General features: G+C 33.8%; 18 protein-coding genes, 1 pseudogene and 1 riboswitch. Of the genes and pseudogenes, 11 read left to right on the top strand and 8 right to left on the bottom strand.

What is annotated here, in order from left to right; genetic code table 11:
- Positions 1-2: 2 nt before the first annotated feature.
- Positions 3-428 carry a hypothetical protein gene (locus MT340_RS01750; protein WP_243588509.1) on the bottom strand — a complete coding sequence of 142 codons (426 nt, stop codon included), beginning with the start codon at positions 426-428 and terminating at the stop codon, positions 3-5.
- A 146-nt stretch (positions 429-574) separates the two neighbouring features.
- Positions 575-681, top strand: a riboswitch (SAM riboswitch).
- A gap of 111 nt (positions 682-792) precedes the next feature.
- On the opposite strand from MT340_RS01750, the gene MT340_RS01755 reads away from it, so the two are divergent.
- Both MT340_RS01755 and MT340_RS01760 read left to right on the top strand, forming a co-directional pair.
- Positions 793-1608 (top strand): MetQ/NlpA family ABC transporter substrate-binding protein, encoded by an 816-nt coding sequence (locus tag MT340_RS01755; RefSeq protein ID WP_243603521.1) that lies wholly within the window; start codon positions 793-795, stop codon positions 1606-1608.
- Positions 1609-1941: 333 nt separating this feature from the next.
- Positions 1942-3279, top strand: coding sequence for an aspartate aminotransferase family protein (locus MT340_RS01760; protein WP_243588510.1), 1338 nt, complete (start codon positions 1942-1944; stop codon positions 3277-3279).
- 299 nt (positions 3280-3578) lie between these two features.
- Here MT340_RS01760 and MT340_RS01765 read toward each other — a convergent pair whose 3' ends face one another.
- A complete protein-coding gene (locus MT340_RS01765) occupies positions 3579-5030 on the bottom strand; it encodes an APC family permease (protein WP_243588511.1) in 1452 nt (483 codons plus the stop codon).
- Between the two features lie 755 nt (positions 5031-5785).
- Between MT340_RS01765 and alsS the strand changes: the two genes are divergently transcribed.
- From alsS to MT340_RS01785, 4 genes are all read left to right on the top strand, one after another.
- Positions 5786-7450 (top strand): acetolactate synthase AlsS, encoded by a 1665-nt coding sequence (gene alsS, locus MT340_RS01770; RefSeq protein WP_243588512.1) that lies wholly within the window; start codon positions 5786-5788, stop codon positions 7448-7450.
- A gap of 36 nt (positions 7451-7486) precedes the next feature.
- Positions 7487-8191 (top strand): acetolactate decarboxylase, encoded by a 705-nt coding sequence (budA, locus tag MT340_RS01775; protein ID WP_243588513.1) that lies wholly within the window; start codon positions 7487-7489, stop codon positions 8189-8191.
- 163 nt (positions 8192-8354) lie between these two features.
- A complete protein-coding gene (locus MT340_RS01780) occupies positions 8355-9290 on the top strand; it encodes a zinc ribbon domain-containing protein (protein WP_243588514.1) in 936 nt (311 codons plus the stop codon).
- Positions 9290-10363 carry a TcaA second domain-containing protein gene (locus MT340_RS01785; RefSeq protein WP_243603522.1) on the top strand — a complete coding sequence of 358 codons (1074 nt, stop codon included), beginning with the start codon at positions 9290-9292 and terminating at the stop codon, positions 10361-10363. The genes MT340_RS01780 and MT340_RS01785 overlap by 1 nt, the downstream gene beginning before the upstream one ends.
- Positions 10364-10445: 82 nt before the next feature.
- On the opposite strand, the pseudogene MT340_RS01790 reads toward MT340_RS01785, so the two are convergent.
- Positions 10446-10598: pseudogene (locus MT340_RS01790) on the bottom strand (hypothetical protein); the annotation flags it as partial.
- A 154-nt stretch (positions 10599-10752) separates the two neighbouring features.
- Here MT340_RS01790 and MT340_RS01795 point away from each other — a divergent pair.
- From MT340_RS01795 to MT340_RS01810, 4 genes are all read left to right on the top strand, one after another.
- Positions 10753-11346: a TetR/AcrR family transcriptional regulator gene (locus MT340_RS01795; protein WP_243588516.1), complete on the top strand. Its 594-nt coding sequence runs from the start codon at positions 10753-10755 to the stop codon at positions 11344-11346.
- 283 nt (positions 11347-11629) lie between these two features.
- Positions 11630-12139 (top strand): hypothetical protein, encoded by a 510-nt coding sequence (locus MT340_RS01800; protein ID WP_243588517.1) that lies wholly within the window; start codon positions 11630-11632, stop codon positions 12137-12139.
- A gap of 6 nt (positions 12140-12145) precedes the next feature.
- Positions 12146-12649 (top strand): DUF3278 domain-containing protein, encoded by a 504-nt coding sequence (locus tag MT340_RS01805; RefSeq protein WP_243588518.1) that lies wholly within the window; start codon positions 12146-12148, stop codon positions 12647-12649.
- A 59-nt stretch (positions 12650-12708) separates the two neighbouring features.
- Complete coding sequence (locus tag MT340_RS01810; protein ID WP_243588519.1) at positions 12709-13425, top strand: epoxyqueuosine reductase QueH; 717 nt, start codon at positions 12709-12711, stop codon at positions 13423-13425.
- Positions 13426-13613: 188 nt separating this feature from the next.
- Here MT340_RS01810 and MT340_RS01815 read toward each other — a convergent pair whose 3' ends face one another.
- Entirely contained in the window at positions 13614-13907 is a 294-nt protein-coding gene (locus tag MT340_RS01815; protein ID WP_243588520.1) for a hypothetical protein, read from the bottom strand.
- Positions 13908-13985: 78 nt separating this feature from the next.
- Positions 13986-15053: a quinone-dependent dihydroorotate dehydrogenase gene (locus MT340_RS01820; RefSeq protein WP_243603523.1), complete on the bottom strand. Its 1068-nt coding sequence runs from the start codon at positions 15051-15053 to the stop codon at positions 13986-13988.
- A 243-nt stretch (positions 15054-15296) separates the two neighbouring features.
- Here MT340_RS01820 and MT340_RS01825 point away from each other — a divergent pair, with 243 nt between their 5' ends.
- Entirely contained in the window at positions 15297-16151 is an 855-nt protein-coding gene (locus MT340_RS01825; protein WP_243588522.1) for a fructosamine kinase family protein, read from the top strand.
- 55 nt (positions 16152-16206) lie between these two features.
- Here MT340_RS01825 and MT340_RS01830 read toward each other — a convergent pair whose 3' ends face one another.
- From MT340_RS01830 to MT340_RS01840, 3 genes are read right to left on the bottom strand one after another with little or no spacing between them, the layout of a single operon-like run.
- Positions 16207-17166: an amidohydrolase family protein gene (locus MT340_RS01830; RefSeq protein WP_243588523.1), complete on the bottom strand. Its 960-nt coding sequence runs from the start codon at positions 17164-17166 to the stop codon at positions 16207-16209.
- 6 nt (positions 17167-17172) lie between these two features.
- Positions 17173-17799: a nuclear transport factor 2 family protein gene (locus MT340_RS01835; protein WP_243588524.1), complete on the bottom strand. Its 627-nt coding sequence runs from the start codon at positions 17797-17799 to the stop codon at positions 17173-17175.
- 24 nt (positions 17800-17823) lie between these two features.
- Positions 17824-18660: an alpha/beta hydrolase gene (locus tag MT340_RS01840; protein ID WP_243588525.1), complete on the bottom strand. Its 837-nt coding sequence runs from the start codon at positions 18658-18660 to the stop codon at positions 17824-17826.
- Positions 18661-18666 lie beyond the last annotated feature (6 nt).

Genomic DNA, 18666 nt, shown 5'->3' on the forward strand with positions numbered 1-18666 from the left:
TTTTAAAATCTCTTTTTTGAAAAGTAAGAAATTGCAAAAGCCATTAACATTATAAAAATCAAGTGCGCCATCATCCATAAACCATATTCTCCCCAACTAAAATGGAAAAATGAGCGTTGAGCCATAACAATTAATAGGGGATATAATGCTGCAAAAACAATGAACAATAAGAAGTAACTGATTTTATAAAACGGTTTAGAAATATGATAAATCGCAAAGAAAATAATATAAATGATAAAACCAATAAATACGTGAATCAACAATTCGAGAATTAATGGTGTTTTACTAGGATCTACAAGAAAATCAATATTAATTAGCAATAATGTTAAATGAGTCGATTGTGCTAAGACATCCATAACTGTCATAGTCATTAGCAAAATAATACTGATGAATAAAGCACTAAGTAAGTGGTAGGCGTAGCGTAGCATAATGAGTCATCCTTCGAATTCGTTTTGAATATTATTCCCTCCATGAAAGAAACTACACATCTAAAGAAATTAGAATATTCTAAAAATTATATTGCTTCTATCTATGTCTAGTGCTAATATAATATCAATTCAATAAAACATGAAAACTCTTATCAAGAGTGGTGGAGGGATGTGCCCTATGAAACCCGGCAAACGTCATTCAATGACATAGTGCTAATTCACATAAAGTAGGACTTACTTTAAGAGATAAGAGAAAGTGTATCTGTACTTTCTCTTAGGCAATAGAAAGTATTTTTTTATGTCTTATAAGTATTTAAGAGTTGGAGCGTAATTGAAGCATTCTTAAAGAGAGGTGTCGGTATTCTTGAAAAAATGGTTGAGTGTTATCAGTATTTTAGTATTAATTATAGTTTTAGCAGGTTGTGGCAAAGATAAAGAGGATAATAAAAAAATTACTGTTGCAGCATCACCTGCACCACATGGAGACGTCTTAAAAAAAGCTAAAGATCAATTAAAGAAAAAAGGTTATGATTTAGAAGTAAAAGAAGTGAATGATTATAAAGTGCCGAATAAACTATTGGATAAAGGCGACGTAGATGCTAACTTCTTCCAACATGTCCCTTATTTGAAAGCTGAAAAGAAAAGTCATGGTTATAAAATTGAAGAGTTAGGCAAAGTGTTTACAACACCAATGGGAGTGTACAGTAAAAAATATAAACATTTAAAAGATATTCCAGAAGGTTCTACTATTTATGTATCTAATAATCCAGCAGAAGAAGGTCGATTTTTATCTTTCTTTGTTGATGAAGGATTAATTAAACTTAAAAAAGGCATCAAAATTGAAGATGCAAAATTTGAAGATATTGCTGAAAATAAAAAGAACTTGAAATTTAATCATCAACAAGGGGCAGAATTTTTACCTAAAACATATAAAAATGGGGAAGGTGCAGCTGTCATAATGAATTCAAACTATGCAATAGATAATGGTTTGAAACCTTCTAAAGATGCCATTGTAATAGAAGGTAAATCATCACCGTTTGCCAATATCATCGCCGTGCAAGAAGGTCATAAAAAGGACAAAAAGTTCCAAGAACTATTAAAAGTAATGCAATCTAAAGAAATTAAAGACTATATTAAAAAAGAATATGGTGATGATGTTATCCCATACGAAAGTAATTAGAAAGAAGTCGAAACAAAATACATGCCTCGTCTTCAATAAATATTTTGGCAGTAGCCAGTTGAATTGAAAATACGCTTATATTAAGCCCTTTTTTAATATTAATTATCTTTACCGGAGCAGGACGACGAAATTATTTTAATTTCTATCCTGCTTCTTTTTTATATTTACTAATGTTAAGTTTTTATTATTTTAAATATTCAGAATATATTTACAAATCTGACTATTATTAGTAAGATATTGATTACTATCATTAAATAAAGTTTATTGCGAAGGCCAAAACTTTTCAGAAATAAAAAATATAAGGGAAGGCACGTTGTGGGAGGATGAGCAATCATGAGTAAGGCAGAGGAACTAATTAAAGAAGACGGGCGATATTTTGCAGCATCTGGGAGAATAAAATATTACCCATTAGCTATTGATCATGGATACGGAGCAACATTAGTGGACGTGGATGGGAAAGAATATATTGATTTGCTTTCGAGTGCAAGTTCTCAAAATGTGGGTCATGCACCAAAACGCGTCACTGATGCGATTAAGAAACAGGCAGAGAAATTTATTCATTATACTCCTGCTTATATGTACCATGAACCAGCAGTGAAGTTATCTAAAAAGTTATGCGAGATTGCGCCAGGGGATTATGAAAAGCGTGTCACATTTGGGTTGAGTGGCTCGGATGCCAATGATGGGATTATTAAATTTGCACGTGCCTATACCGGTCGTCCTTATATCATTAGTTTTACGAATGCGTATCATGGGTCAACGTTTGGTTCCCTCTCTATGTCGGCGATTAGTTTGAATATGCGTAAACACTATGGCCCATTGCTGAATGGCTTTTACCATATTCCTTTTCCAGATAAATATAGAGGGATGTATGAACGACCAGCTACGAATACGGTCGAAGAATATCTCGCACCGCTTAAAGAAATGTTTGCGAAATATGTGCCAGCTGAAGAAGTGGCGTGTATCGTGGTTGAAACCATTCAAGGTGACGGAGGCTTACTAGAACCGGTAGAAGGTTATTTTGAAGCACTTGAGGCTTTGTGTCACGAACATGGTATTTTACTTGCGGTAGACGACATCCAACAGGGGCTTGGTCGTACGGGTACTTGGAGTTCGGTAGAGCATTTCAACTTTACGCCAGATTTAATTACGTTTGGCAAGTCACTAGCTGGGGGTTTACCGATGTCAGCCATTGTTGGACGTAAAGAAATTATCGATAGTTTAGAAGCACCAGCACATCTGTTTACAACCGGTGCAAACCCAGTAAGTTGTGAAGCGGCTTTAGCTACGCTAGAGATGATTGAAGAAGATGAGTTATTAACTGCTAGTTCTGAAAAGGGATACCACGTACGTCAGCGCATGGATCAATGGGTAGAGAAATATCAATACGTAGGCGATGTACGAGGCATAGGTTTATCAATTGGTATTGATATTGTGTCAGATAAACAAACGAAGACGAGAGCCTCTAATGAAGCATTGAAGATTTGCAATTACTGTTTTGATCATGGCGTCGTAATTATCGCAGTAGCAGGGAACGTCCTACGCTTCCAACCGCCATTAGTTATTACGTATGAACAACTTGATCACGCTTTAGATGTTATAGAAGATGCACTACAAGCATTGGAAAAAGGACAACTAGATAACTATAGTATCGAAGGTCAAGGTTGGTAAGCCTGCCATTGATATTAAAAAGCCTATCTCGGAATTAGAGATAGGCTTTTTCAGAATGTAGGCAACCCCTTTCACTCATCGTCACCTTATGCGTGCCTTAAAGCACCACTTCTTCTTTAGAAGTTAGTGGTACTTACACATGAGCTTTAGCTCAGGTGCTCCTTTATACAAGAAAAATGATCGTCGTTACGCATTTCATTTCCTCGATTGAGAAAGGTTTTCTATCAGTCTTTATAATTTTAAATACTTTGTCGATAAATTAAAAGGTAGGCGAGATGCCTACCTTTTTAGAATAATATTTAGTCTTTAGGTACAACGTAATCTTTTTCGTCATTTTTCTTAGAGTGTCTTACACCATAGAATGTGTAAATAACAATACCCACAAGGAACCAAATTAAAGTATAAAGCTTAGCATCAAAGCTTAAGCCCCAGAACACAAGTAAAACAAGAATAAATGTGATAACTGGTAATACTGGGAAACCTGGTACTTTAAACGCTGGTACTGGTAAATCTTTACCTTCACGTTTTCTTAAGCTATACATTGCAAGTGATACGAACATGAAAGCTACTAACGTACCCGCTGAAATTAATTGCGCTAAGAATGCGAATGGGAACATTGAACCAATTAACACCCCAATAATTGTTAAAATTAATAGAGCTCTATTTGGTAAATGTTTGTGGTTTAATTTTGATAACCAAGATGGTAATAGTCCGTCACGTCCGAATGAGTAAAGTAAACGTGAACCAGCTAACATCATACCGATTAAGGCAGTAAACATACCAATGACTGAAATCGCTTGGATAACTGCTGCGATAATACCATGTCCACTTTGACGTAATGCCCAACCTACAGGTTCAGCGTTACCTGCATATTTAGAATAATGGAACATACCTACTAATACTAATGCTACTGCTACGAATAATACAATCGCAACTGCTAAAGAACCTAAGATACCGCGAGGCATTGTTTTCTCAGGATTGATAGCTTCTGCAGAGTTTGCAGCGATTGAGTCAAAGCCGATATATGCTAAGAAAATCATTGATACCCCAGCATAAATACCTTGCCATCCACCAAAGTCACCGTTTTCAGTCACTTTATGTTCAGGAATAAATGGTACATAGTTAGACGCTTGAATAGCTGTTAAACCTACTATAACGAATAAAATAATCGCAAATACTTTTAAAATAACTAAGACGTTTTCCACACGTGCCGCCTCAGTCACACCACGAGATAAAATAATAGCTGTGACGATGATCACGAGTGCCGCGATAATATCAATCACGCCTCCATCAGCACCAAAAGGATTGGACAATGATTTAGGTAAGACAATACCTAATGGTGAAATAAGTCCACGCAAGTTTGCGGAAAAACCGGAAGCTACAAAGGCGACGGCAATGAAGTACTCGGCAAGAAGTGCCCATCCGGCTACCCATCCAGCGAACTCTCCAAATAATACGTTAATCCAAGAATATGCCGAACCAGCAAATGGCATAGTTGACGCCATTTCTGCATATGAAAAAGCTACTAAACCTGCCACAATTGCAGCTAATAAGAATGATAATGCTACTGCAGGACCTGCATGTTCAGCAGCTACAACTCCTGGTAATGTGAAAATAGCTGTTGATACAATTGTACCTACACCTAATGCAAGAAAATCTCGAGCACGTAAAGTACGTTTTAAGTGTCCATCTTTATTTTGATAGATAGTGGGATCTTCTTTTCGGGTAAAATTTTTAAAAATACTGGCCATGATGATGAACCTCCACTGAATATTTTGTTTTCTCTATTTAATAACTTGTTTGCTAATTAACATTTATTATCATAGCACAAAAAAGTAATATTTTGTCTAAAATTTCAGAAAATTTAAAGTTTTCTTACTTTTGATGAAATGAAATAGCCTAACAAGAAAATTTTAAACGATAGACTTGATTATATCAGATATGAAAAAAATAAAAACAATGAAAAAGTATTAAAATACACTTTAAAGATAAAAGGTTAAATTAATATCTCTAACCTCACTATAATAATTGTTGATAAGTCAAGCGATTGGACCTTTTAAAGTAGAAAAATGCACATTAATTGTTTAAAGTTAGTTGACCTATTCCAAAATGGAATAGTTTCTATCAAGAATATGTATTTTATTTATGTTTAGAAGCATACTATAATTAGACACGTAATGAAGTTACATCATATTCAAATGTTTCTATCCATGTGTTTTACAATCATTCCCCTAAAGGTTGTAATAAGCAATAGTCACTATGTAGAAGTGAATTGTTTACACAAGAATGACATATAAAATAGAAGACTCCCATCTCACATTTGTATATGCTTATTTAACTGAGATTACAATGCAACATTGAAATAATGAAGTAACTTAACATATAAAGAAGCCGCAATAAACATGTGACTAAGTCTTTCCCTCTTTTTCCCTTAAAAAATAGACATGTGTATGTGGCTTCTTTTTTATATAAAACTAAAAGATTGTTTGAAAGGATATGAATGTAAATGACTAAAAAAAATTATTCTGCTGCGGATATGGTCATTGATACTTTGAAAAATAATAACGTAGATTATGTGTTTGGAATTCCTGGAGCAAAAATTGATTATCTATTTGACGCTTTAGAAGATGATGGCCCAGAACTTATCGTAACGCGTCACGAACAAAATGCTGCTATGATGGCACAAGGTGTAGGACGTATTACAGGTAATCCAGGTGTGGCTTTAGTAACAAGTGGTCCCGGGGTAAGTAACTTAACAACTGGATTATTAACTGCAACGTCAGAAGGTGACCCTGTTTTAGCAATTGGTGGTCAAGTTAAACGTAATGACTTATTACGTCAAACGCACCAAGCGGTAGATAATGTTTCGTTATTGAAATCATCTACTAAATACAGCGCAGAAGTTCAAGATCCTGAATCATTATCTGAAGTTATGACAAATGCCATTCGTACTGCTACTTCAGGTAAAAATGGTGCAAGCTTCATCAGTATTCCACAAGACGTTATTTCAGCTCCTGTACAATCTAAAGCTATTGATTTATGTCAACAACCACGTTTAGGCGTACCATCAACAGAAGATATTAAAGAAGTTATTAACGATATTAAAGAAGCTAAATTCCCTGTATTACTTGCAGGTATGAGAAGTTCAAGTGAGAAAGAAACTGAAGCAATTCGTCAATTAGTTCAAAAAACAAACTTACCAGTAGTAGAAACATTCCAAGGCGCTGGTGTACTTAACCGTGAATTAGAGAACCACTTCTTTGGTCGTGTTGGTTTATTCCGTAACCAAGTAGGTGACGAATTATTAAGAAAAGCTGATTTAGTAGTAACGATTGGTTATGACCCAATTGAATATGAAGCAAGTAACTGGAACAAAGAATTAGATACAGAAATTATCGTTATTGATGAAGTTCAAGCAGAGATTACTAATTACTTACGTCCTAAAAAAGAATTAGTAGGTAACATTGCTGGTACAATTCAATTATTATCAGAACATATTGATGGCACAATTATTGATCAAAAACATTTAGATGATTTAGAGCAATTAAGAGCTAATATTATTGAAACAACTGGAATTAAATATACACATGAAGATGGCGTAATGCACCCATTAGAAATTATTGAAACAATGCAAAACACTTTAACTGATGATACTACTGTTACTGTAGACGTAGGTAGTCATTACATTTGGATGGCTCGTAAATTTAGAAGTTACAATCCTAGACACTTACTATTTAGTAATGGTATGCAAACACTAGGTGTAGCGTTACCATGGGCAATCGCAGCTGCTTTAGTACGTCCTAATACACAAGTTGTATCAGTAGCTGGTGACGGTGGTTTCTTATTCTCTGGTCAAGATCTTGAAACAGCTGTCCGTAAAAAATTAAACATCATCCAATTAATTTGGAATGATGGTAAATATAATATGGTAGAATTCCAAGAAGAAATGAAATACAACCGTTCATCTGGTGTTGAATTTGGACCAGTTGATTATGTGAAATATGCTGAATCATTTGGTGCTAAAGGTCTTCGCGTAAGAAGCCAAGAAGAACTTGAAGCTGCGCTTAAAGAAGGATATGAAACAGAAGGTCCAGTATTAATCGATATTCCAGTAAACTACAAAGATAACATTAAGTTATCTACAAATGTATTACCAGATTCTTTAAACTAATTTTAAGCAAACAAATCAATGGGAGTGAATAATAATATGAGTCATGTATTATATCAACACGGGACATTAGGTACATTGATGGCAGGATTATTAGAAGGTACTGCTACAATTGACGAGTTATTAGAACATGGTGATTCAGGACTAGCTACGTTAACAGGTTCTAATGGCGAAGTTATCTTCCTTAATGGCGAAGCGTTTCATGCGAATGAACACAAAGAATTTAAAAAACTAAATGGTGACGAAATGACACCTTACGCTACAATTACACGTTTCGAAGCGGATCATTCTTATCAAACAGCAGATAAAGACTCTGAAAATGTATTAAATGAAGTCAAAGAGCATATGATGAGTGATAATTTATTCTCAGCTGTAAAAATTAGTGGTACATTTAAAAAAATGCATGTACGTATGATGCCTAAGCAAGAACCACCTTATACACGCTTAATTGATTCTGCACGTCGTCAACCTGAAGAGACACGTGAAGATATCAAAGGTACAATTATTGGTTTCTTCACACCAGAATTATTCCATGGTATTGGTTCTGCAGGATTCCATATCCACTTTGCAAATGATGATCGTAACTTTGGTGGACATGTCTTAGATTTTGAAGTGGATGATGTTAAGGTCGAAATTCAAAACTTTGAAACTTTCGAACAACATTTCCCAATTAATAATAAAACATTTACAGACACAGAAATTGATTATGCAGATGTAGATGCTGAAATCAGAGAAGCAGAATAGAATAAATTTATTTTCATAAAAATAAGAACGAGATAAGTGCACATTAAATTAATGATGATGCATTTATCTCTTTTTTATATTTAAAAAATTTAAAATAATATATTACACAATGTGAATTAGTGGTATAATAACTAAAAATTTCATTTTTCGGAGGTACATCAAGATGCAATGTCCAAATTGTGGTCAGCCATATCAACCAGGAGATTTATTTTGCGGAGAATGTGGAACAAAATTACCAACTACAACTTCACAATCAACGCCTTCAACATCAGAATCATTAAACTTGGATAATAATCATACTCATTCACAAAAGGGAGTGTCATCAACAACACAATCTACTTTTTCTTCAGAAACCAACAAAGAGGATAAATCTAATAACTTTGGTCAAAGTACTCATCAAACTGAGTTTGACCGAGCGCAATATGCAAAAAGTTATCCATCTTATGAGCAGCGTTATGCTCAAGGTGAATTTAGTAATAAAGTGAAATCAATATTTAGTGAAAGTAAACATTTCTTTAAACAAGCTTTTAGTTCTCACGATGCAACGATTAAAGGTAATCATTCATTTAGCTATTCTTTATTAATTTCATTAATAGTAGTAGGTCTTTTAATTTTAGGTATGTTTATCCATTTATACATCGTGGATAATTTTGGCGCGTACGTAACTGGAGTTACGTCAATTATTTTAAGGGTAATACTAGGAGTAGCTTTTGCAACTGGCTTTTTATTTATAGTTACATTTGGTTTGATTCGATTAACTGTGGTACAGCCAGTTTTATTTAAAAAATTATTATCAGATTTCGTGCTTATTAATACAATTTCCGTATTCATTTTATATTTAGGACTATTTGTCTTATTTCTTAAAATGTATATACTGAGCGGTATATTAGTTGTTTTTTCAATTATTTTATTATTTACATCTTGTGTCTACCTAATTACTAAAAACAGCGTGAACCAAACATTACGTTTACCAAGTTTTTATAGTATTGTTATTTTCTTTGCAGTAGTAGGGCTGGCGATACATTTAGGTGGATCAGCATTAATCGATCAATTTGATGATTTAGGTCTTGCTCATAGATTGTTCTGGAAGTGGTTCTAATGAGATATTGTAAACACTGTGGAAGTAAGATTGTTCCGGGTCAAAGAGTGTGTACACAATGTGGGACTCGACTAGTCACAGAGACTAGTTCGGTTCCGCCTTTTCAAAATGAACCGAGAACATCGAAAAGAGTTCCTACGCCTTTCAAAATTATAATAGTGGCTTTGGTTCTTTTATTAGTAGGTGCTTTCTTTATAGTAAAACATCAATTATCACCAGATAGAGAAGGAGAACAAATTGCAAAAGCTGCAAAGTCTGAAGATATAAAGACCTTATCAAAGTTTGTCACTACAAATGGTAGGAAATTATCTGATGATGAATTGAGAGCTTATATTAAATTGTTGAAAACTGAAGGTAATTTAGATAATAATGGCAATGAATTACAAAAAGCTATTAAAGAAGCAAATCATACTAATAAAAAGGAAATTTCTGTCCATGATCTTAGTGGGGATTTGATATTAAGTGTAAAAGAAGAAGGAAAACGCTATTTACTATTTAATAAGTATACATATGAAATCCCACAGCAAGATTTTAAGATCAAAGGTTCAGATAATGCGCTCCTTACTTATACGCTAGACGGAAAAAAACGAGAAGTTCAATTAAAGAAACAAGAAGATGTCTATCTCGGAAAATTTACAATAGGAGACTATTCTCTTAGTGCTAGTAAGAAAATAGGTGAGCGTGTGCATAAAGGAAAGTTAGATCTTGAGATGATGCACCAGACTCCAGTGGCTACTGAAAAATTTAAGGAGAGATGGTTTACCATTGCGCATACATCTGGTGCTTTATTTATAGAAAATAAAGACACTGACATTTATGTTAATGATAAAAAAGTTGGTAACTATGCTGATAGTCTTAGAGTATACAGTCCTTACACTAGAGAAGAAAATGTGAAGATATATGCAATAGGAAAAATGGATAATAAAAAGACGTTTAAGTCTAATGTGGTAAGTCTCAATGATGAGTTTAAACATGCTAATATTGATGGCATCATTGATATTTCTTTAAATTTTGATGAAAAAGAAATTGGTGACTATGAAGCTAAAAAAGCAGATGAAATGTCAAATAATTAAAGATTAAAATTTAATTTAAATTATAAAAATGAGCAATAAAGAAAGGTATTGCATTAATACGTTTCTTTCTTGCTCAATATAGTTATTCACTTACTGGAATGATTAAGTGTGAGTCATAATCGCCACCAGTATAAACTAGGTGGTTACCTTTGTTTACAGTATCTTCGTGTTCGTAACGTGTTTTCATCTTAGGTAATGGTGTGCTATTACCTTTAATAATTTCGTTACCTTTAACAAATGATTTTTATAACTTAGTTGAAAGTGTAAATGTAGTGTAATTAATTTTTATTGTAAGTATATTGATATGAGAAATTACTGTACGTTGTACGAAAACCAACAAAATCGATATAATTGTATAAGAACATACCGTATAAAGAGAGGTCTAAACTATGGTTCAAGATCGTAGAGTTAGAAAATCACAAAATGCGATTAAATATGCATTTCTTGAATTACTTAATCAACATAATTTTAATGAAATAACAGTACAACAAATCACTGATTTAGCTGATATCAATCGTGGTACATTCTATACGCATTACTTAGATAAATATGATTTATTAGAAAAAATGGAAGACGAACAAGTGGAAAAAGTTAGAGTGTTTATTGAAGAAAGTAAACAAAACAGTGGAGGCAAATTTACTACTGATGATTTACGAGAAATAATGGAATTTCTAATCTCTCATATTGAAGAGAATATCGAATTTTATCAATTAATGTTTAAAGTAGGTAAAGACTCTACTTTACATGAAAAATTATATAGCTTGCTAAATAATTATTTAAATAGCTTTACAAGCATGAAGGGAGAAATAAGCGGTATACCATTTTCATATTTTATGAGCTATGTTTCAGGGGCAGGATTATCCTTTTTAAGACATTGGGTAGAAGACAATCAACGTATACCTAAAGAAGATTTAATTAATTACTTTTATGACATTGTTAATCATGGTCCGGCGACTATTATACAAAGAGAAATTAATAAATGAATATAAAAATCAACGTTTTCTTAATTGCCGTTAAGAAAACGTTAGCCCAATAGTAGATATTGGAGATACATATTGGCTTTGGTTTAAGTCAGTAATATGTTCCTAATTTTACACCTAGTCTTACCTTCAAAATAGTCTAGGTGCTTTTTTATTACATTTATTGAACCATAACACTCTAAAATTAGAAAATTATAGTTTGGTGTGTCGTTTATATTTGACATATATGTAGATGTCGTTTATATTTGACATAAAGAAGCTATTAGTAATTAAGAGGTGATTAATAGTGGCTAATTTTCGAGATAAGATGATTAATCGAGTAATTGGAACTACAAGTGAACGAGACGAGAGAGAAAAACAAGAAATTTATGCACAGTTTACTACTGCTTTTTTAATTACTTATTTTGGATTATTAATATTAGCAGCCATTAGTTTAATTAATGATTTTGTAGTGCAGCGTATTAATATTCCTACTATTGGAATATTTGTACTGTTCTTTGTGGCTAATATATCTTTAATGATTGGCATTAAAAAGAAGAAACTCAATGAAGATCGTGTGTACTCTAAGGAGGAATATCAACAATTATTAAAGAAACATAAGATAAGTTGTGTGCTAGCAGGAATAATATTTGGTGGTTTTATGATGCTATTTGATTTAATTCAATTATATTTTTCTCATGAACCTATTGAATTAGGTATGCTTTTCTTCAAAAATATTTTATCTGGTTTAGCGTTTGGCTTACTTGCTTATTTTTTTGGAAAAAGCAAAATTAAAAAAGAATACAAAAAGGGGTAGAGCATGATGAATAAATTTAATGAAAAATTATTTAACTGGTTTACTCAAAATTTTACTGGTAGAGATGAACGGGAACAAGGCGTATTAGAACATAATCTAGCCATTATGTTTTTATTAACATATATTGTTATTGCGATTTTAAGTTTTATAAGTTTTCTTGTTGATGTAACTAAAAATACAATAAGTTTCGGCACGGTAAGTCTTTTAGTTTTATTTGCGATATTAACTATCGTTTCATTATATATAAATAGAAGAAATCGTTTAGACGAATCTAAAGTCTATTCTCGAAAAGAATATCAGCGTTTACTAAAGAAAACTGCTATTAAAGGTGTATTTTTAGTGTTTTACTTTGCTATAATAATGTTTATTTTAACTGGTGTAGTCTTCCCTTATATTTTCAATGAGGCGCCTCATTTTCTAAGACAATTTGTGACTTGCTGCATCTCAGGATTAATGTATGGGGGCATAATGTTTATCTATTATGTACTAATGATAAAAAAAGAATATTGATATATTAAACTCCTTAAATATTATATAATTAATTTATAAAATATTTAAGGAGCATTTTTATGTTAAAAGCTGATCCGATTATAGCGAAAATGAAGAATCAAAAAATTAACTATGACAGAGTACTGAAAAAGTTAATTAATCAATGGGAACGTCAAGAATTACGTCCTAAAATTCTACTTCATAGTTGTTGCGCACCGTGTAGCACCTATACACTAGAGTATTTAACACAATATGCGGATGTAGCAATCTATTTTGCTAATCCTAATATTCATCCTAAAAATGAATATTTACGTCGCGCTAAAGTTCAAGAACAATTTGTAAAAGATTTTAATGAAAGAACAGGACAGAATGTTCAATATATTGAAGCAGAGTATAAGCCTCATGAATTTATGAAAATGGCGAAATCTCGTGGTTTAACTGATGAGCCAGAAGGGGGACTACGCTGTACAGCTTGTTTTGAAATGCGTCTAGAATTAGTGGCGGAAGCAGCAGTGAAATATGGGTATGACTATTTTGGTAGTGCGTTAACATTATCACCTAAAAAGAACGCGCAACTTATTAATGAATTAGGTATGGAAGTTCAAAATATATATGATGTAAGTTATTTACCAAGCGATTTCAAGAAGAATAAAGGTTATGAGCGTTCGATTGAAATGTGTAATGATTATCATATCTTTAGACAATGTTATTGTGGATGTGTCTTTGCTGCTATGGCGCAAGGTATTGATTTTAAAACGATTAATCAGGAAGCAAAAGCATTTCTTCAACAATTTTAAATACCATAAAAATATCCCAACTTGAACTTATATTTTAAATCAAGTTGGGATAATTATTTCAGACTGTAGACAATCCTTTACACTCTTCGTCACCTTATGCGTGCCTTGCTCATTTACACATAGTAAACTCCCGTCGTTACGCATTGCGCTTCCTCGATTGACAAAGGTTTTCTTTCAGTCTTTGTTTTTTATATTGTACGATTGATAAAACGAATAATTGCTAAAACTGCTATAACTCCCGTAGAAATGATGCCGGCGATTTTTAAACCTTTTTTCTCTTTTTCAGGTTCTGGATCTTTATTTTCCATCATTTCTAATAATTCACGTTCGATTTCAAGATCGAGAGCAGTTTTTTTCTCTCCATTATAGCCAATACTATTATCGTCATCATCATGTTGTTTATTATTTTGTGTAGAAGTTTCAGTTTCTTTTGTCGATGATTGTTGGTTAGATGGATTTTTCTCTTTATCTTCTATAGCCATGCAATACTCCTCCGATAAACTTTCTTATCTTTGGTTTCAGTATATTACTTTCTGCTAGGAAGTAAAGTATATTTATGATTATTTGGCGTCTAAACCGATAATCTCACTTACGTTATTATAGTTGTTTTGTTTTAAATAAGACGCAATGTCTTTATTAATTTTCTTAGTTAATCCAGGTCCTTCAATTACTAAAGATGAATAAATTTGTACTAATGATGCACCATTTCTCATCATTTGAATTGCATCTTCTGCGCTAAAGATACCACCTGTACCAATAATCAAGAATTCACCGTTAGTTTGTTGGTACGCCCATTTCACTAACTCTAAGTTTCTTTTGAAAAGGGGTTTCCCACTTAGGCCACCATCTTCCACTTTATTAGATGATATTAAGCCATCACGTTTACGTGTAGTATTTGCTAAAATCATACCATCAAATGTTTCAGTAATCGCTGGTAATATATTTTTAAAACCATCAAGTTCTAAATCGGAAGTTAATTTTAAGAAAATAGGAACATTAACTTCTGTATGAGCTTTAAAATCTTTCAATGCTTTACATAACATTGAAAATTCATCTTTATCATGGAAACTTTGTAAATTCTCAGTATTTGGAGAACTAATGTTAACAGTGAAGAACGAAACATCGGCTTTAAATGTATCAATAACCTTGATGTAGTCCTGATAGCGTTCGTTATAAGGTGTTGTTTTATTTACACCTACATTTAAGCCGACTGGAATATTGTATGCATGACGACGTAGGTTCCATAATGCTCTATTCATACCCATATTGTTGAAGCCCATGCGATTAATTAAAGCGTTATCTTCGATTAAACGATACATACGTGGTTTTGGATTACCATCTTGAGGTTTAGGTGTAATACCACCTAACTCTAAGGCACCGAAGCCAGCATGTTGAAGAGCTTTAGGTACTTCACATGATTTATCGAATCCTGCAGCTAAGCCAACAGGGTTATTAAATGTAATACCTTTAATTGTTTGAGACAGTGATGGGTTATCGTAAGTGAATAATTTGTGGATGATTGGTAATAAGAAAGGTTGTTTTTGGGCAAACTTCAAAGCGTCGATAGTCATGCCGTGTGCTTTTTCAGGGTCAAATTTGAATAAAAGTGGTTTAATTAATTTGTACATAATAAATGCTCCTATTTCATTGTATTTGAGGCTTACTATCCTCATTTAATATCATTGAAAACATTCTTATATTAGACTAGCATTTTCAACTGTAATTGCATAGTTAAATTCTTTAGTGTTTGAAAATTTGCCTTATCTTAATTTACATATTTAAATAAAGAGATTTTCGTGAAAGATTAGCTGAGGCATTTTCAGGAAATATAATAATTAAATACTGATACAAAATTAAAGGAGGCTGACGTCATGAAAAAAGAATGGCAAGACCAATTACCGTTAGACCATATACAAGACATTACATCAGTGAGTGGTGGGGATGTGAACGAAGCGTTTAAGGTAACGACGCAAGATGAACCGTATTTCTTATTAGTCCAACGCAATCGCGATAAGTCTTTCTATGCAGCAGAAATTGCGGGACTTAATGCGTTTGAAGAAGCGGATGTAACAGCGCCACGTGTTATTGCGAATGGCGAAATTAACGGGGATGCATACCTAATCTTAAGCTATTTAGATGAAGGAACGAGTGGAAGTCAACGTGAGTTAGGCCAACTTGTAGCTAAGATGCATAGTCAACAACAGCCTGAAGGACAATTTGGATTTGATTTACCACATGAAGGTGGGGACATTTCATTCGATAATTCATGGTCCGATTCATGGATTGAAATCTTTGTGGAACGTCGCATGGATCACTTAAGAGATGAATTGATGCGCAAAGGTTTATGGAACGAAGAAGATAATAAAGTATACGAACAAGTGCGTACGGTGATGGTTAATGAATTGGAGGCACATAATAGTAAGCCATCGTTATTACATGGTGATTTATGGGGCGGTAATTATATGTTCCTTAAGGATGGGCGTCCTGCATTATTCGACCCAGCGCCATTTTACGGCGATAGAGAGTTTGATTTAGGCATTACCACTGTGTTTGGTGGATTTACGCAAGAATTTTATGATGAATATGAGAAACATTATCCTTCTGGAAAAGGTGCACGTAAACGTTTAGAATTTTATAGGTTATATTTATTTATGGTGCACTTACTTAAATTTGGCAATATGTATGCAAATAGTGTTAACCGCTCAATGGACGAAATATTAGCATAAAGACATAAAATTAAGGAGGCATAGGTATCAATGTACCTGTGCCTCCTTAATTTTTTTATTTTCCATCTTCGGCATCTGTAACTGTTTTAATCAACTGTTTACTATTATCATATAACAATTTTTCAAGTTCATGACGTGAGATTAACTCTGTTGATTCAAGTTCATCCGCTAACATTGTAACCACTTGATCTGTTGTGTATGGTGCATCTGAACCATAGACGATTTTATCCATATCTACACATTGCGCGAGATTTGGCAATTGATATGGTAATACTTTTCCAGCTAAATCGAAATAAAGCTCTTTCATCACTTGTTCTAAATCATCAGGTTGACGTTCGCTACCAAACATCTTATTACCCATAGCGACACGTTGCGCAATCACTGGTAATAACGCACCACAATGAGGCACAATCCATTTAATGTTTGGATACTTACTGAACACGTTGTTTTGACTCATATAAATGATGGTACGTGTTGTATCAAAGATGAATTCCATTAATGGTGCAGGAACGACTTCACTCATCGCCTCAATATTTGGTTTCGGTTCATTAGGGTGCAACGCAACGAGTGCATGACGTTCATTCAACTTAGCTAACACACTGTCTAAACGGTCATCGCCGATATAGACACCGCGTGCGTTAGTAGGTAAAGTGAAGCCTAATGCACCTTGTTGATCCAATGCCTCATCAATAGTAGCGATACTTTCATCCACTAACGGTAATGGCAACGTCGCAAAGAATCCTAATTGCTCAGGATATTTATGAGTGAAAGAAGATGCATAGTCATTTACTTCTTTCGCTAATTCAACCATCTCATTATCAGGGGCAGCACTGATGTGAGGGCTTGAAATAGAGAGTACGCCGTATTCAATTTCCATACGATTCATTAAATCTAAATATCCCTCAGGAGAGAAAGCAGGCGTCGCTACGCCGTCGCCTTTACCATTGAAATATTTATCTAGGAATTTTGAGAATCCCGGAGAAATATAATGCGCGTGTAAATCAATTTTCTTCATATCTATTTACGCTTCCTTTTCTTTAAAAGTTAACCAACTGTCGATTTCTTCATAATATGCGTTGACCTCATCTGGGCGATCGATCCCTTGAAGTTCACTGTTTACGTCATAACCAATTTCATTTAAAGCATAAGACAAGCATGCATAACTTTGTCGATAGCCTTCAAAATCTTTTTTCGGTAAATTAATTGTCGTTGGTTTGACCGGTGTTAAGCTATCTTTTTCATAAATACATTCAAGACGCGTAATGTACCAAACGCCTTGGTCATCTTTTTCAACGCAATAAACTAATTTGGCATCAGATTGAAGTTCCATCTCCACATTCTGAATCGTTAAACGTGTTTGAATGGTTGCTTGCATAATCGCTACCGCACGTGTGTCGTTAATCCAAATTTGTGAATTGTGAATTTGATGTGGCGCGTAACGATTCATCTCTTCTGAAGAAACAACGAATTCATGACCCGTTCCTTTAAACCATGAAATATTCACGTAAGAATCTTCAGCGAAGCATGACTCCATGCTATCCCATAGTGAATTATCACGACAGAAACGCTCAAATTGAATTAGTTCGAGAATATCTTCTTTCGCTAATAACGTTTCATTCGTATACGGCTTATTTCTTGTGAAAAGCACAGTCCGAACACTCCTTTATATTGATTAACCCCACATTTCAAGTACTACATTTGCGAAACCTTCTGGCTCTTGAACATAACCAAGGTGGCCACCAGGAATATCAATAATTTTGATACCAGTTTGTTCAGAAATGTAGAAGTTAACTTCTTGAGGGAATGAATCTCTAGAAGCGGTACCATTTAATAAAGTAATGATATCTTTATGTTTGTTTAAGTCGTCGATAGAAATATCTGATTCAGTATATTGACGGATTTCATATTTGAACCAACCTAACATTTCTTCAAAGCGTTTTTTACTTTCAGCGTCGTCTTCAGCTTGCGCTGGTTTAGACATATATTGTCGGTCAAGTTGACTAGTGTTTAATGTTTCGCCGAATAATTTCATTGCTTGCGGCATGCCTTCGTTAACAGCAATATCAATGATTTCAGCGTTTTTATCTTGCCAATATTTAGCATTTGGTAAGAATGTGTTGATTGGTGGTTCATGGAAAGCAATGCGTTTAACAATGTCAGAGTGTTCTTTTAATACGTGCATTGCTACGATAGCACCTGAACTTGAACCTAATACATACACAGGTTCGTCGCTTAAGTGATTTGCTAATTCTGCGATGTCTTGAGCATCGCGTTTCACACGGTAGCGGCTGTCTGGGTTTGATACTTCGTCTGGTAGGGGTTCTGTTAATTCGCTTTGACCATAGCCACGACGGTCTACAGCTACGACTGTGAATTTGTCTTTTAATTGTTGTGCAAGTGGCATGTAGATGTCGCCTGTGCCATTAGCACCAGGGATGCAGATTAATACAGGTCCATTGCCTACTTTGTGATAACGTAATTTAGCACCTTTTAATTCTAAAGTTTCCATATATAA

Origin of the sequence: Staphylococcus sp. NRL 16/872 (assembly GCF_022815905.2) — a bacterium.
Lineage (GTDB): Bacteria > Bacillota > Bacilli > Staphylococcales > Staphylococcaceae > Staphylococcus.